Source organism: Vagococcus sp. QWL-13 (genome assembly GCF_058683555.1).
Window position 1 is genome coordinate 13496 of record NZ_CM178746.1, and the last position, 14691, is coordinate 28186.

General features: G+C 40.5%; 13 protein-coding genes. 7 read left to right on the forward strand and 6 right to left on the reverse strand.

Translation table 11 applies throughout. The features are described from left to right. Nucleotides 1-104: 104 nt before the first annotated feature. A complete protein-coding gene (locus AC4PHI_RS00075; protein ID WP_492200319.1) occupies nt 105-1124 on the reverse strand; it encodes a LacI family DNA-binding transcriptional regulator in 1020 nt (339 codons plus the stop codon). 452 nt (nt 1125-1576) lie between these two features. On the opposite strand from AC4PHI_RS00075, the gene AC4PHI_RS00080 reads away from it, so the two are divergent. Genes AC4PHI_RS00080 through AC4PHI_RS00090 form a run of 3 tightly spaced genes read left to right on the forward strand, consistent with a single transcriptional unit; the run spans nt 1577 to nt 4325 of the window. Further along, a complete protein-coding gene (locus tag AC4PHI_RS00080) occupies nt 1577-2557 on the forward strand; it encodes an ABC transporter substrate-binding protein (protein ID WP_492201611.1) in 981 nt (326 codons plus the stop codon). A 32-nt stretch (nt 2558-2589) separates the two neighbouring features. Next, on the forward strand, nt 2590-3525 hold the full coding sequence (locus AC4PHI_RS00085; protein ID WP_492200320.1) for an ABC transporter permease: 936 nt from the start codon (nt 2590-2592) through the stop codon (nt 3523-3525). Further along, the gene (locus tag AC4PHI_RS00090; protein WP_492200321.1) at nt 3525-4325 is read left to right on the forward strand and encodes an ABC transporter ATP-binding protein; all 801 of its coding nucleotides are present in this window, start codon (nt 3525-3527) and stop codon (nt 4323-4325) included. Before AC4PHI_RS00085 ends, AC4PHI_RS00090 begins: the two co-directional genes overlap by 1 nt. 236 nt (nt 4326-4561) lie before the next feature. Here the strand turns inward: AC4PHI_RS00090 and AC4PHI_RS00095 are convergent, their stop codons facing one another. Further along, nucleotides 4562-4822, reverse strand: a complete 261-nt coding sequence (locus tag AC4PHI_RS00095) for a hypothetical protein (protein WP_492200322.1) — start codon at nt 4820-4822, stop codon at nt 4562-4564. Nucleotides 4823-4978: 156 nt separating this feature from the next. Between AC4PHI_RS00095 and AC4PHI_RS00100 the strand changes: the two genes are divergently transcribed. Continuing rightward, entirely contained in the window at nt 4979-5950 is a 972-nt protein-coding gene (locus AC4PHI_RS00100) for a biotin--[acetyl-CoA-carboxylase] ligase (RefSeq protein WP_492200323.1), read from the forward strand. Nucleotides 5951-5993: 43 nt separating this feature from the next. Here the strand turns inward: AC4PHI_RS00100 and menA are convergent, their stop codons facing one another. From menA to pplA, 3 genes are all read right to left on the reverse strand, one after another. After that, nucleotides 5994-6941 (reverse strand): 1,4-dihydroxy-2-naphthoate polyprenyltransferase, encoded by a 948-nt coding sequence (gene menA / locus AC4PHI_RS00105; RefSeq protein WP_492200324.1) that lies wholly within the window; start codon nt 6939-6941, stop codon nt 5994-5996. 12 nt (nt 6942-6953) lie between these two features. Further along, nucleotides 6954-8051 carry an FAD:protein FMN transferase gene (locus tag AC4PHI_RS00110; protein WP_492200325.1) on the reverse strand — a complete coding sequence of 366 codons (1098 nt, stop codon included), beginning with the start codon at nt 8049-8051 and terminating at the stop codon, nt 6954-6956. A 141-nt stretch (nt 8052-8192) separates the two neighbouring features. Further along, a complete protein-coding gene (gene pplA / locus AC4PHI_RS00115) occupies nt 8193-9104 on the reverse strand; it encodes an extracellular electron transfer flavoprotein PplA (protein ID WP_492200326.1) in 912 nt (303 codons plus the stop codon). A 248-nt stretch (nt 9105-9352) separates the two neighbouring features. Here pplA and AC4PHI_RS00120 point away from each other — a divergent pair, with 248 nt between their 5' ends. From AC4PHI_RS00120 to AC4PHI_RS00130, 3 genes are all read left to right on the forward strand, one after another. Then, a complete protein-coding gene (locus AC4PHI_RS00120; RefSeq protein WP_492200327.1) occupies nt 9353-11284 on the forward strand; it encodes an NAD(P)/FAD-dependent oxidoreductase in 1932 nt (643 codons plus the stop codon). Between the two features lie 116 nt (nt 11285-11400). Then, nucleotides 11401-11928 carry a Gx transporter family protein gene (locus AC4PHI_RS00125; protein WP_492200328.1) on the forward strand — a complete coding sequence of 176 codons (528 nt, stop codon included), beginning with the start codon at nt 11401-11403 and terminating at the stop codon, nt 11926-11928. Nucleotides 11929-12014: 86 nt separating this feature from the next. Further along, nucleotides 12015-13001: a polyprenyl synthetase family protein gene (locus tag AC4PHI_RS00130; RefSeq protein ID WP_492200329.1), complete on the forward strand. Its 987-nt coding sequence runs from the start codon at nt 12015-12017 to the stop codon at nt 12999-13001. An 84-nt stretch (nt 13002-13085) separates the two neighbouring features. Here the strand turns inward: AC4PHI_RS00130 and AC4PHI_RS00135 are convergent, their stop codons facing one another. Next, complete coding sequence (locus AC4PHI_RS00135) at nt 13086-14108, reverse strand: phosphotransferase enzyme family protein (RefSeq protein WP_492200330.1); 1023 nt, start codon at nt 14106-14108, stop codon at nt 13086-13088. Between the last annotated feature and the right edge of the window lie 583 nt (nt 14109-14691).

A 14691-nucleotide genomic window follows, 5' to 3' on the forward strand; every position in this document is an offset into this window, starting at 1 on the left:
TATAACTAAATTGCAATAAAAGGTAAAAAAGTAAATCAGTAAAACGTTTTACCAATCACAACAATGAATTAAAACCGCTTCCATAAAAGTTTAACACGACTGGCTCAGTCCGTCAATCGTTTTACAGAATCTCTAATCAAAAGCTTAGTAGGAAAAGTTTTATTAGGAATTTTTGATGCAGGTTTTTCGATTGCACCGATGATAAACTCGCCTGCTGTATAGCCCACATCATACACTGGCTGATAGACTGTGGTCAGTGCCGGAGACATATAGCGGGTGATCTCAATGCCGTCAAAACCGATAACTGAAATGTCGGCAGGCACTTTGAAACCTGCTTCCATGATTGCCTGATACGCACCGATAGCCATCTGATCGTTAGTACATATCAAAGCTGTAAAAGGGATTTCTTTTTCAAGAAGCCGGCGAGTCCCTTGATAGCCTCCCTCAATATCTAAAGGACTGCTCTCAATTAAACGATCATCCATAATAATCCCATGATCTTCCAAACAGTTTAAAAATCCGGTGATTCTTTCTGATAACTGATAATAGTCTCCTACTTCGCGCAAAAATGCAATTTCCCGATGCCCGTTATCGATTAAATATTTTGTACCTTCATAGACCCCTTGATACTCTTCCACAAGAAGTTTCCCCTCATTACGAGGGTTTTTCCCCAGATCCATCAACAGCAAAGGAACTTTTTTACCGACTACTTTGGGATGTTTGATAATCGTATCGTTCAACATGTTCGGTGTGGCAATGATGATCCCTTCCACCGACCGGCGCAGCAACTCTTCAAAATATTTTTCTTCTAATAACTTATCATGACTGGTGTTGCACAGCAGCATCATGTAGCCGAAAGAATTCAAATAAGCCTCCACGCCTTCAATGAGCTTTGAAAAAAAGAAGTCTGTCACATCAGGAACAATCATGCCAATGGTTTTTGATTTTTTAGTGATCATATTTTGAGCAAAAAAATCTGGCTGATAGTTGAATTTTTTGACTGTCTCCATCACCTTTGCTCTTGTTTCCTCGCTAAAGCGACTGCCTTTATTATTTAAAATTTGCGACACGGTCGTTGTGGACACACCTGCCGCTTCAGCGATGTCTCGTATCGTTATTTTCAAAGCCAATCCCTCCAAAGACCGTTTTCTTAATTAGAATCATATCATATTCCCTTTTGTTTGTGTCCAGAAAATCAATTGTCAGAATTTTCTAAATAGCACTTGACTTTTTTTAGGCGGTTGGACTATACTTATAACAATTCATTTGTGCGGAGGTTTTTAAAATGATCAAAACAAAACGTTCACAACTGAATACGAAAAACTTTTACTTTAGCTTTTTTAGATAGAGTTTGTAGACATGCACTCATGGATACAAACTGACATGTATCTATGATGGCTAAAGCATTTTGTACGAGCAAAACGGCCACATGGGATGAAATAATCTAAGTGGTGGCCAACGGATTTGCTAGAAAAAATCAATCTACTTTTAGTAACCAGACAACCATTTAGAAAAATCTAAATGGTTTTTTTGTTTTTAATAAGTCAATAAGAAAATGGAGGAAAGACAAATGAACATGAAAAAAATTGCGTTAGGATTGGCGGCCTCTCTGGCTATTTTAGGTCTGGCAGCTTGTAAAAATCAGCCCGACTCATCTACCGGAGACGATACAGGAAAAGAAGCAGGAACCCCAGTTAAAATCGGTGTGCTTCAACAAGTGGAACACGGGTCTCTTGATGCGGCTTACGCCGGATTCCAAGAAGGTCTGGAAGAAGAAGGCATCACAGATGTCACATTTGATTATCAAAATGCACAAGGAGCACAAGATCAGCTGAAGACGATGAGTCAAAAGCTGGTGAAAGAAAAAGTAGACTTGCTGCTGGGAATTGCAACACCAGCTGCCCAAGCCTTATTGAATGAAACCACAGAAATCCCGATCGTCGTGACAGCGGTGACCGACTTGGTAGAAGCCCAGCTGGTGGCATCCAATGAAGCTCCCGGCGGAAATTTAACAGGAACTTCTGACATGGTCCCTATCGAAAAACAAATTGATTTGTTACTGAGTGTGATTGATAACCCGGAAAAAATCGGCATCATGTATAATGCTGGAGAACCTAATTCACTGCTTCAGGCAAATCTTGCCAAAGAGTATCTGGAAAGTAAAAATATCAAAGTAAAAGAATTGACTGCAACTAGCACTAACGATGTCCAGCAAGTTACAAACAGCTTAGCCAAAGACGTGGACGGCATCTATATCCCGACAGACAATACTTTTGCCAGTGCGATGCCTGTGGTGAAAAAGGTAACAGAAGAAACAAAAACTCCTGTAGTGGCTGGTTCCGTAGAAATGGTTCAAGACGGCGGTCTGGCAACTTTCGGTATCGATTACCATTCCCTTGGCAAGCAAACTGCTAAAATTGCTGCTAAAATCTTAAAAGGTGAAGCTAAACCAGGAGATATCCCGGTGGAAACTTCCGATGATTTGAAATTAGAAATCAATAAAGAAGTGGCAGAAGCAATCGGTATCGATCCGGACTCAATCGTGGCACCTGAATAAGTTTTAAAAACAAACAAGCAAGGATGACGAACATGATAGCAAATTTTTTTACCAATCTTTTATCCATCGCTACCTTTTCCATCGCCGAGGGACTGATGTGGTCCCTTTTGGCTGTAGGTATTTTTGTCACTTACCGGATTCTTGACGTAGCCGATTTGACTACAGAAGGCTCTTTCCCTTTAGGAGGAGCTATTACTGCTGCTTTGATTATGGCTGATCTCCCCCCGATTGTTGCCACAGTGGGGGCAATTTTCGGCGGGATGCTGGCGGGGCTGGTTTCGGGCATCATTCATACAAAACTAAAAATTCCGGCATTATTAGCCGGAATTATCACAATGACCGGCCTTTATTCCATCAATTCCCGGGTCATGGGCAAAAAACCTAATCAGGCATTGTTGGGGAAAAAAACGATTTTCAACTTTATGGATGAGTTTAACTTTACCAGCAATACCGTAGTAATCATTATCGGTGTCGTGACTGTCCTTTTGGTCATCGGAATTTTATATACTTTTTTCCGGACAGAAATCGGCCTGTCTATTATTTCTACAGGGGACAACATTGAAATGAGTCAGGCTAATGGTATCAACACTGATTTCACGAAAATTTTAGGCTATATGATTGCCAACGGGATGATTGCCTTGAGCGGCTCATTGATTGCTCAAAACAATGGTTACGCTGATATCTCCTCAGGTATCGGAACTATCGTCATCGGATTGGCAGCCATCATCATTTCTGAAGTCTTGTTTTCAAAACAGCCGTTGCTTTACCGGATGTTTTCTGTTGTGATGGGTGCTATCATTTACCGTTTTATTCTAGCCTTAATCTTGGAATTGCCAATCGAAGCCAATGACAATAAATTTTTCTCAGCAGTGATTTTAGTCGTGGCACTATCTTTTCCGCTGATTCAGAAAAAATTACAGAGCAACAGCAAACGGCAACCGAAAAAACGCAAAGGGGGCGTTTTATAATGAAGACTATTTTATCTATTAAAAATCTTCAACATTATTTCGGCAAAGGGACAGTGGATGAGAACCATGTACTGAAAGGCATCAATCTGGATATCCGCGAAGGTGATTTTATTTCGATTATCGGGGGCAACGGAGCCGGCAAGTCCACTCTACTCAATAGTGTGGCAGGCAGTTTCCCTGTTACCTCTGGCTCTATTTCCCTTAATGGACAAGATATCACTAAACAAAATGTGATAAAGCGGTCAAAAAAAATCAGCCGGGTATTTCAAGATCCACGGATGGGAACAGCCGTCAGACTGACAGTGGAAGAAAATCTTGCTATTGCCATGAAGCGGGGACAGTCCAGAGGGTTCTCCAAAGGGGTCAAGAAGCAACAGCGGAAATTTTTCAAAGAACAGCTGGCAACCCTGGGACTGGGTTTGGAAAACAGACTGCAAACTGAAATCGGTTTGCTGTCAGGGGGACAAAGACAGGCGATTACTTTGCTCATGGCAACCATCGTCCGTCCTGAACTGCTTTTGTTGGACGAGCACTCTGCTGCCTTAGACCCCAAAACATCTCTACTGGTCATGGAGCTGACTGAAAAAATCATTTCTGAACAAAATCTGACAGCGTTTATGGTCACTCATAATATGGAAGATGCCATCAGGTACGGCAACCGGCTGATCATGCTCCATCAAGGGCAAATCGTGGTTGATTTAGCTAACGAAGAAAAAAAACAGCTTACAGTTCCTGATTTGCTGGAGCTGTTCCATAAAAAGAGCGGCAGCCAAGTCAGCGACGATGCTTTACTGCTATGATTTTATAAAAAAATTTAAAAAAATCCCGTATCATTTCAACCGCGGGCGGCTTTTTATAAAGTTATCCTTGCTAAAGAATCAGATAAAGTCTTGATTGACGATTGATTTTACCAGTATATGATATTCTACCTAAAAACAAAACAAACAGCTGACATTCAAAATGTATCAGCTGTTTGTTTTATTTGTTCAAATTTTCTAAATAATTGGATTCGATTGCTGTCAATTTATTTTCAAAACTATGTTAAATTTTTCCTTTTAATCTTTTCATAAAAATAATAACCCGTGATAAATATGGCAGAGACCAACATCCCTGTGGCAATAAGCCACCAGCCCAGAATATCCCACCCCGTCGCAAAAGTTCTGGCGCCAAAAAACAATAGAACTGGTAAGAGAAATAAAATAAGGAGCACCTGATAGCTCTTTTTAAGCCATTTCCTCAACAAACGCCAAAAGAAAAAACTTCCCCAAAAGCCCACACCTATAATGACCCAAAACATAATATCCCCTCCTTTATTACATTGATTGTAACAATATTGGGGTGTATTACAAAATTTTATGACCAGTTTTTTTCGCCATTAAAATTCATTTTAGTCACAAGTCAAAGGATTTGCTATACTAGAAGCAATAAATCATGACTAAGGAAGGATCATGTAATGACCACAAAAGAAAAATTGTTGGCTATTTTTTTGAATCAAGCGGAGCAGCCCCTGTCAGGCGAATGGTTAGGAGAAAAATTAAACGTTTCCCGAACCGCCATCTGGAAAGCTGTCCAGTCTCTGAAAAAAGAAGGCCATCTTATCGAAAGCCTGCCTAATGTGGGATATGTCTATTTACCCAGCGACACACTTTTGGCTAGCGAAATCATGAAACATCTGGACAGCCACGTCCCTCAACTCACCATCCAAGTAGAAAAACAAGTTACCTCAACCAATGACTTGCTGAAAAAAGCAAGCATTGACGGTACGGACCAGCCGATTCTCCTGATTGCGGAATCTCAGACGAAGGGACGGGGACGTTTTGGACGGGACTTTGTTTCTGCTGCGGAAAAAGGAATTTATTTCAGTTTGCTGTTAAACATCCAAAAAAAATTTACCGAGCTGCCCTCCTATACAGTGCTATCTGCTGCTGCCTTAACTGCTGCCATCGAAAAAAAGACCGGAAAAAATTGTCAAATCAAATGGGTGAATGATGTCTACTATCAAAATAAGAAAATCGCAGGCATCCTTTCAGAGGCTACTACAGATTTCGAAACTCACTCCATTACTTCAATTATTATAGGTGTGGGGCTTAATTTTCTGATGCCTCCTGAAAAAATCCCGAAAGAGTTACAGGAAAAAATCGGTTCGTTGTTTACTGAAAATCCTGAAATCACACGTAATCAACTTGTTGCCGAGTTTTTAAATCAATTTTTCCATATGCTGCAAGACAAGCAGCAGCATTTTCTGACAGAATACCGTGAACGCTCTTTTGTTTTGGGGAAACAAGTCATCTTTCAACAACGGGGGAAACATTATCAGGGAGTCGCTAAAGCCATCGGTGATGGAGGAGAGTTGATCGTCACTCTAGACACCGGCGAAGAAGTTTCCCTTTCTTCCGGGGAAATCAGCCTCTCATCAATCAAATAAAAACCCGCCGAACAGTTATTTGCTGTTCAGCGGGTTTTCCATTTTATTTAGTTGTCAGTAAAATACTCAAGACTAAGCCGATGATTTGAGCCATATTGAATAGCACGAGATTTTTTATGGAAATCGAAAATGTTTCACTCTTGACTTGCTTTTTACTGAACACGCGGACATTTTTGATAATCAAAGGCAATGTGGCAAAAACAAGCAACATCGCCGGGTGATATATTCTAAACAGGACACCAATCAAAACCGTCCCATAGCAGCTATACATCAGCCACTTGAACAAAAGAACGCCTTTTTCTCTGCCTATATAAAACGGCAGTGTGTAACGGTGATTGGAAATATCTTCATCCAAATCGCATAAATTATTTGCCAGCATGATGTTGGCAATAGTAAACACCATGGGTAAGGACGCCCAGAAAACAGGAATTATTTTTGTCAAATCTCCATATAACTTGAATGTCCAGTTATCTAACGTCAAAAAGAAAAAATATTGATCAAAAGTATTCACATAAATCGTCATAAGAAAAATGCCTAAGCCCATCGTAAACCCGCTGAAAACTTCTCCTAAAGGCATCCGTGAGAGCGGTACGGGCCCGAAAGTATAAAACACTCCGATAAAACAGCAGATGCCCCCCATCAGCAATAGCAGCCAGCCTGTTTCAATCGTTAAATAGATTCCTACTGCGGCCGCAAAAGCAAGCATGGCAAAAATCAGGCTGCTGACGGTTTTATCTGACAAACCCGCCTGCCCTACGATATTTGTTTTGTATTTGTAATCATCATTTTTAGCCTTCCTGTAATCCATATAGTTGTTGATTGCCGTCGTCGTCATATCAAACACTATCATCCCTAAAAAAAAGATTACTGTATTCAGCCATTTGACCTGCCCAAAATAAAACATCGAAAACAATACGCCGATAATAAAGGGGAATAGACTAGCTAATTTGGTTTGAATCTCCACTAATTTTAAAAAAATACTGACTGTCATTGTCTTCCCCTTCTAGTTTTCCCTATCTTTTATTTCTTTTAACGTGTAGCGAGCTTCTTCATTAAGTTTAAACGACTCTTTGAGACCGCTGCTCACATATATTTCGTCATCCTTCGTGACAAAAACGGCTTCCGTTTCTTCTAACTTTTCCACAAATGCCAGCCCTTTTTCCACACCCATTGAAAACACAACGGTGGACAACCCATCTCCGTCAATTGATTTTTCAGAAATGATTGAGACACCCGCCAACTCATTTTCAAAAGGATAACCTGTATCGGCATCAAACAAATGATGATAAAGGTTGCCGTCCACTTCTAAATTTCTTTCATAGATGCCCGAAGTCACTAGAGACTGATTGGTAGCAGGCAGAGAGCCTACGACTTGGTTACGTTCTTTTTCAGGATCCTGAATCCCCACTGTCCAGTAACCATTCTCTTTTTTAGGACTCTCACCCATCACATAAATATTGCCGCCTAAATCGACGATGGCAGTGGTCACATGATTTTCTTTCAGCACTTTCACGACTTCATCAGTGATAAATCCTTTGGCAATGGCTCCTAAATCCAGCGCCATATTTTTTCCCTTTAGAAAAACTGTTTTTTCTTCTTCATTCAAGACCACTGCTTCATGATTGACCAGCTTCAACGCTTCGTCGATTTCTGACTGTTCAGGCTTTCTGGCATCATCAAAACCAATGTGCCACAACTCTGTGATCGGCCCAATAGTCAAATCAAACCCCTGCTCCGGGATATCCGAGTAATCGTAGGCTGCTTGAATCAAATTGAAAACATCCGGAGATACCTTGACGGGCTGAATGCCTGCCTGCCGGTTGATTTTTGCTATTTCCGACTCTTTTGCATCCGGTTCATTAACCGTGGTCTTGTCTGCCAGTTCTTTTACCTTGTCAAAGGCTTGCGACAAGACGTCTTCTTTTCCGTCATCAAAAATTTGGATTCTCACATAAGTCCCCATCAAATATTGCTGTTCACTGTAAGGTTCTTTGTTAACCTTTACTTTATTGTCTGTATCTTCCGTTCTTCCGCACGCTGTCAATAAAAACACTGCTGCCAGCAAGAAGAAAAAAGATAGTCTCGGGAGGGTCTTTTTCATGTTGCCCACTCCTTTCCCAGAATCGATATATTTTTCTATATCCTACCTGTTTTTCAAAAAAATGAAAAGCAATCCTGCTTAAAACAAAAACAACAAACCACACGAGGCAGTCTGTTGTCTAAGATAGCTGACTGATAAAGATTATTCAAAAACGATATTATCTACTTCAATTTTATCTGTGTTGCCATTTTCAGCAGCATTGATCAACTGTTCAGCATACATTTGGAAAGCATTGAAAGAGTGAGTCGCACCAGTCACAACATCGATTTCAGATGGAACTTGCTCTGCAACTAAGGCTTCGTTGAATTTAGGAATAAATTCTTCCGCATTCGTTCCAGCGATTTCTTTCATCTTTTCATTGTATTCTTGATCGTCGACTTTAGATTTTCCGTCTTCGTTGATATAGTCATAATTTGATTCTGTGATTTTGTTGCCTTCAACAGTGATTGAGAAAACGACACGGTAACCGTTAGAATAGTTTTTCTCTTCTAAAGTGTATGTACCGTCTTGCAGTTCGCCGCCGTTATTGATTTCGATTGTTTCAGTATTGCCAGCTTGAGCTGCTTGAACCAATTGTTGTGCATAGTTAACAAAGCTGCGTGCAGAATGAGTGGCACCAGTCACTGCATCGATATCGATTCCTCCAGCATTTTGAGCCTCAACGAATAATTCATTCAATTTAGGGATAAATTCAGCTGGTCCTGTGCCTGATTTTTCCTTCATTGTTTCATTGTACTCTTCATTGTCTTTCTTAGATTCGCCGGCTTCATTCACGTTATCAAAGTTAGACTCAGTGATTTTACCGTCTTTTACTGTAATTGAGAAAGTGGCACGGTAATCATTTGAATAATTTTTCTCTTCCAGTGTAAATGTGCCGTCTTGCAGAGGTGCACCCGCTACCTGTTTTGCTTCTTCTTGCTCTGTTGTTTCTGCCGTTTCGACGGTTGTATCTTCTGTCTTATCTTTTCCAGCATCGTCGCTTTGGCAGCCTACAAATAACATACTTGACACTGCTACTAAAGCAACGCCTGTCAAAATTTTTGTCTTCTTCATTGTGATTCCCACCTTATATTTATTAATGGTATATTGTGAAATATGATACAAAGGTATTTTACCCTATCACTAATGATTTGGCAACTTATTTAAACTTTTTTTTATTAAATTCACAGTTTTTTTTCAGATTAAATGTAAGTAATTTTAGTAGACTTTTAGAGCAAAAAAAATTATAATAGGCCTAATTGTGTAATTATTATCAAACATTATTCGCAATCTTTTTTAAAATGGAAAAGGAGAGAAACACTATGACAAAGATAAAAATAGTCGTAGTTGGAGCTGGTTACGCTGGGGTTTTTGGTACCAAGTATTTATCCAAAAAACTTAAAAAAAATCCAGATGTTGAAATCACTCTAATTGATCGTCATTCTTATCAAACAATGATGACAGAACTACACGAAGTTGCAGGAGGGCGAGTCGAGCCTGAAGCAATCCAATATGATTTACAACGTTTATTCTGCCGCAGAAAAAACGTCAAGCTTGTAACAGACACTGTGACAGCTATCGATAAAGAAAATAAAGTGGTTCACACAGAAAACGGAAGCTATGACTTCGATTATGTGATGATCGGGATGGGAGCTGAGGCTAATGACTTCGGAGTGCCAGGAGTAAGACAGCACGGCTTTTCTCTATGGTCCATGGAAGATGCGATTCTTTTGCGTGAACATATCGAACAGACTGTTGCTCTAGCTGCTTTGGAGCCAGATGAAAAGCTGCGACGGGAGATGCTGACCTTCGTCGTCTGCGGTTCTGGTTTTACCGGTATTGAAATGATCGGGGAACTTGTAGACCTTAAAGACAGTATCGCAAAGAAAAATAAAATTTCACCTGACGAGATTTCGCTAAAGGTGGTCGAAGCCCTTCCTACAATTTTAAATATGCTGGATCGTTACGATGCAGACATCGCCGAACGCTACCTTGTAAAGAAAGGCGTGGAGATTCTTAAAAGCTCCCCTGTTGTCGAAGTCAGCGAAAAAGAAGTCACTTTGCAGGACGGGACTAAAATCCCCACAAGAACCTTGATTTGGACTGCCGGCGTTCAAGCCAACAGTGACACAAAAGATTTTGGTATGGAAAAATCTCACGCTAACCGATTGACAACCAATGAATTTTTACAGGCGGAAGGTTTTGAAGACAAGGGCATCTACGTGGTAGGTGATATCGTCTATTACGAAGAATTTGAAAATACGCCGACACCGCAAATCGTACAAGCAGCCGAAGGTACGGCCCACTATGCTGCCATGAATATTTTGGCAGACATCAATCAAACCGAAAAGCAAGCTTTCAAAGGAAACTATCAAGGATATATGGTCTCCGTGGGTTCTAAATTCGGTGTGGCTAGTTTATTTGATAAAATTCATTTAAGTGGTTTTCTAGCTATTATCATGAAGCATATTATCAATATCAAGTATTTCTTTGATATCCGCTCCGGCCATTATGCTTTCCAGTATATGATGCATGAATTTTTCCGCGTTGAAAATGAAAGAAACGTCACCCGGGGACACTCCTCCCGCAACAGCAATGTTTTATGGAGTGTGCCGCTGCGTGTCTTCTACGGACTGGTCTGGCTGGTGGAAGCCGGGAAGAAAATAATCGGCAACGGAGAAGTGTTGAAGCCAAGCACATGGTTTGGCGAAGGCTCTTGGTTTGTGGGAGATTCTGTTTTCCCATGGACTTGGGAATATGCTAAGGATGCAGCAGATGCCGCAACCGGCGCTACGGAAGCTGTTGACGCTGCAACCGCTGCTACTGATGCCGTCGACGGTGCTGTCGAAGTGGCTAAATTTGGTCTGAGTTATGCTCATGGGGAACAACCGATGGCAGTCATGGAAAATTCACCTGCCTGGTTCACAAAAATCATGCAGTTTATCATGCCGAACAACGATGTCGCCATGTTCTTCCAAAAGTTTATGGTCTTTTTTGAAGTAGCTCTGGCTTTAGCATTGATTGCCGGTCTATTTACTTGGCTGAGCAGTGCTACTACTATCGTGCTCGTCATCACATTTTGTCTCTCAGGTATGTTTTATTGGGTGAACATTTGGTTTATTCCTGTGGCCTTCGCCTTGATGAACGGTTCAGGAAGAACTCTTGGATTAGATAAATGGGTACAGCCCTGGATTCAGCGCACGCTGCACAAATGGTGGTATGGTGAAGTCAAGTCCCTTTACGGACAGGAATAACTTCCCTGCCAACAGATAAAAGTTCTAGGGAATTTCCTCTAGAACTTTTATTTTTCCTTGAGCTCGTTACCAATATCAGCTAAACAGATTTAGCTTTTTAGAAGGGGTCTTCATCAATGAAAAAAAATAAAAAGCTTATTTATATCTCTCTATTGGTCGCTCAGGGGGTAATCATCGGTCTGCTGGAAAATATGATTCCTTTTCCCTTTGCTATTGCGCCGGGCGCCAAGCTCGGTCTGGCAAACTTGATCACGATCATTGCTATTTTTACTTTGACAAAGAAAGAAAGTTTTCTGCTCGTATGTCTGAGACTGCTTTTGACTACGTTGCTGGGAGGGACGGTTTCTACATTTATTTACAGTGCTGCCGGCGCTCTGCTTAGTTTTTTCGGTATGCTCCTAATCAAAAAGCTGGGGCCTGAGCGGGTCAGCATCATCGGCATCAGCTCTGTGGGCGGTTTCCTGCACAATGTCGGTCAGCTGATGGTGGCTAGTTTCATTGCACGTTCGTGGTCGGTCATGCTATACTTACCTATCCTGTCAGGCATCGGTATTTTGGCCGGGATTGCTGTGGGAATCGCTGCCAACTATCTGTTGAAAAACATCAAGCTGCTGCAACAATTCCAAGCAGATCTGGAAACTTGAATACTGCAGCCATCAATCTATTTAAAAAAATGACAGCTGTGTAAAACTAAGAAACACCGGTTCATTAAACTAAAGGAGTACACATTGTGAAGATACATCCATTATGGGAAGACTATCCATCACTCAAAACGGAATTAAAAAAAACACTTGATTTAATGGAGGCATCCATCAATCTAGCAAATAAAGATGTGGAAAATGCCATCTTGGAAATGATTCGTTCAGGCGGAAAATTGCTGAGACCAGCCTATCTTTTCCTTTTTTCCCAATTTGGCAAAAAACAGGATGCACGGAAGACCATCGCTTTGGCCGCATCGATTGAAACACTTCACACTGCCACGCTGATTCATGATGACATAGTGGATGAAGCCGCCACGCGAAGAAGCCTGCAGACGATCCAGCATACGTTTGGAAAAGATGTGGCAGTTTATGCCGGGGATTATCTGTTCATCGTGTGTTTTAAACTTTTAGCCAACCACGTCTCCTCTTTAAAGAGTATCCAGCTGAATGCAAAAAGTATGGAAAAAATTCTTGACGGGGAACTGGGGCAAATGGACAATCGGTACGATTACGATATGTCTGTGGAAAATTATATTAAAAATATCTCCGGAAAAACCGCTGAACTATTTGCTTTAAGCTGTTTTTTAGGAGCGTTTGAAAATAATACCACTGCTGAATTTGCGAATAAAGCAAGGGAAATCGGCTTAAATATCGGCATTGCTTTTCAAATTTTAGATGATATTTTAGATTACTCTCAGCATGAAACAACCCTTGGCAAGCCGGTCATGAAAGATGTCCGTCAAGGTGTTTATTCTTTACCGCTCATTTGTGCCATGGCATCTCACCGGCAAGAATTGATGCCTTATCTTGATAAAAAAATGGAGATGAGCGATGAAGATACACGTGAAATATATCATCTCGTCAAACAAGCAGACGGTGTGGCAAAAGCCCGCCTGCTGGCAGAAGAATACACACAAAGGGCATTAAACCAACTGGCTGAATTACCGGAGACTAAGGAAAATACCAAAGCAACTTTGATAAAGCTGACCACTCAGTTATTAAATCGTCAGTCCTGAATCAATGGGTAGGATAAATTTCTGAAAAAACAATGAATCACCCCCGCATTCTTGAAATAGCAAGAATACGGGGGTGATTTTTACTTATTGCGTCGAATTTTCTACAAAGTCATCATATCTGCTGAAATCAGCGAAAAGAGACCATTTTTTTCTGTCCAGTTGAAAAATAGGTTGATGATTTTCTATTCTCTGGCGGCTTTCCTGTAAAAATCCAGCTTGCCAATCAGAAAGAGCAGCAAAATCCCATTTTTTATACGCCCCAACGTAAGCAATCAATTCTCTCAAACGCAAATACAAAGGGACAAAAGACAAATCATAATCTGCAGAAAAATGCTTCCTGTAACCCCGCTGAAAATGATAACAAAATTTTTCGGCTACCCTGTCCCGGCGGCTGTCATTGTTTAGCATCCCGTACAATGTATAATACAAAGCCACCGAGAAATCTTCACACAACAAACTATACTGACTCTCGTCATAATCAATGATAATCAGCTTATTTTCTTTCAATAAAAAATTTTCATGGTGGATATCTCCATGGACCAATCCGTAATCACTGGAATGTGCTACAGCATTTTTTATTTCTTTCACCAGTAAGTCGCAACTTTCGTAAACTTTTACTTGATCTTTAGGAATATGCTGGTCGAATTCCTTCAAGTATTGATTGTCATACCAATGGCGGCGTGTACCGGTTTTTAAAACAAAACCTTTGCTGGCGGCGTGTACCTTGCCTATCTCCACACCTAGTTTATAAAATAAATCCGTCCGGTTCAGGTAAGGAGCATAACTGATATGCTGTCCTTCAATTTTATCAAATAAAACAAAAAAGTACGGAATGGCAGGGTCCTCTAAATTGATACAATAGGTATTTTTAACCGTTGCCACTGGAGTAGGGACAGCTAAATATTTTTCCAGATGGAGCAGCCACTCCACCTCTCCCAAAATATCTTTTTCCCCGCGGTTAGCCTTTGGTGTGCAGCGCATAATAAAAGCACCGGAGTTCGTGCCGACCTCATAGACAATATTTTGCCAACCTGTTTTATTTTGACGTAATGCGCTTACATTTAAGTTGTAAAAATTTTTTAAAATAGCTTGGACTGTCTCTTCCAATACGCCACTCCCCTTCCTTCATCTAAAAAAACTCCTTTAACCGATTATACTTAATATAAATGAACAGTTATTTTATTTCAATCAAAATCCATCAGAAGACATGCCCAAGGTGATTTAATATGAAAATATTCTGTTCCCGCTCTAAGGAAAACTTGACCTAATATGTATGAGAAAGATTCAAGACAGGCTTGAAGTGAAGATATTTGGTTGCATAAAATATAGAATACTCAAGCTGCTGCCCTCCTAAAACAATAGCTCCTTTAAACTTTGCAACGGAAGTGGTGAAACAGTTTTGTTTAGCTTCACTTGACAAATGAAAATGCTCCAATAAAAAGTGAACAATAGCTCTTGAAAATTGCTAGGACTTATTTCGAAAAAAGCCTGCGAAAATTTTCGCAGGCTCTACTTTTTTTCAAATTTCCTATCTTCTAAAAATCATTATCAGATAGTGACAATCTTTTTAAAACCAACCTCTTCAGCTCTTTTTTTAAGTTCAGCCATTTTTTCTCCAGTGGGACTTCGATGATTTGCTAAAATTCCTCTGACACCGTTGTTTCTGAAAGTAATCAGTTTTAATAGAGAG

What these genes read in the sequence shown, in the direction of transcription:
- AC4PHI_RS00120 (WP_492200327.1), top strand. Translation starts at nt 9,353, where the DNA reads ATGACAAAGATAAAAATAGTCGTAGTTGGAGCTGGTTACGCTGGGGTT.
- AC4PHI_RS00095 (WP_492200322.1), bottom strand. Translation starts at nt 4,822, where the DNA reads ATGTTTTGGGTCATTATAGGTGTGGGCTTTTGGGGAAGTTTTTTCTTT.
- AC4PHI_RS00125 (WP_492200328.1), top strand. Translation starts at nt 11,401, where the DNA reads ATGAAAAAAAATAAAAAGCTTATTTATATCTCTCTATTGGTCGCTCAG.
- AC4PHI_RS00085 (WP_492200320.1), top strand. Translation starts at nt 2,590, where the DNA reads ATGATAGCAAATTTTTTTACCAATCTTTTATCCATCGCTACCTTTTCC.
- AC4PHI_RS00110 (WP_492200325.1), bottom strand. Translation starts at nt 8,051, where the DNA reads ATGAAAAAGACCCTCCCGAGACTATCTTTTTTCTTCTTGCTGGCAGCA.
- AC4PHI_RS00080 (WP_492201611.1), top strand. Translation starts at nt 1,577, where the DNA reads ATGAAAAAAATTGCGTTAGGATTGGCGGCCTCTCTGGCTATTTTAGGT.
- menA (WP_492200324.1), bottom strand. Translation starts at nt 6,941, where the DNA reads ATGACAGTCAGTATTTTTTTAAAATTAGTGGAGATTCAAACCAAATTA.
- AC4PHI_RS00090 (WP_492200321.1), top strand. Translation starts at nt 3,525, where the DNA reads ATGAAGACTATTTTATCTATTAAAAATCTTCAACATTATTTCGGCAAA.
- AC4PHI_RS00100 (WP_492200323.1), top strand. Translation starts at nt 4,979, where the DNA reads ATGACCACAAAAGAAAAATTGTTGGCTATTTTTTTGAATCAAGCGGAG.
- pplA (WP_492200326.1), bottom strand. Translation starts at nt 9,104, where the DNA reads ATGAAGAAGACAAAAATTTTGACAGGCGTTGCTTTAGTAGCAGTGTCA.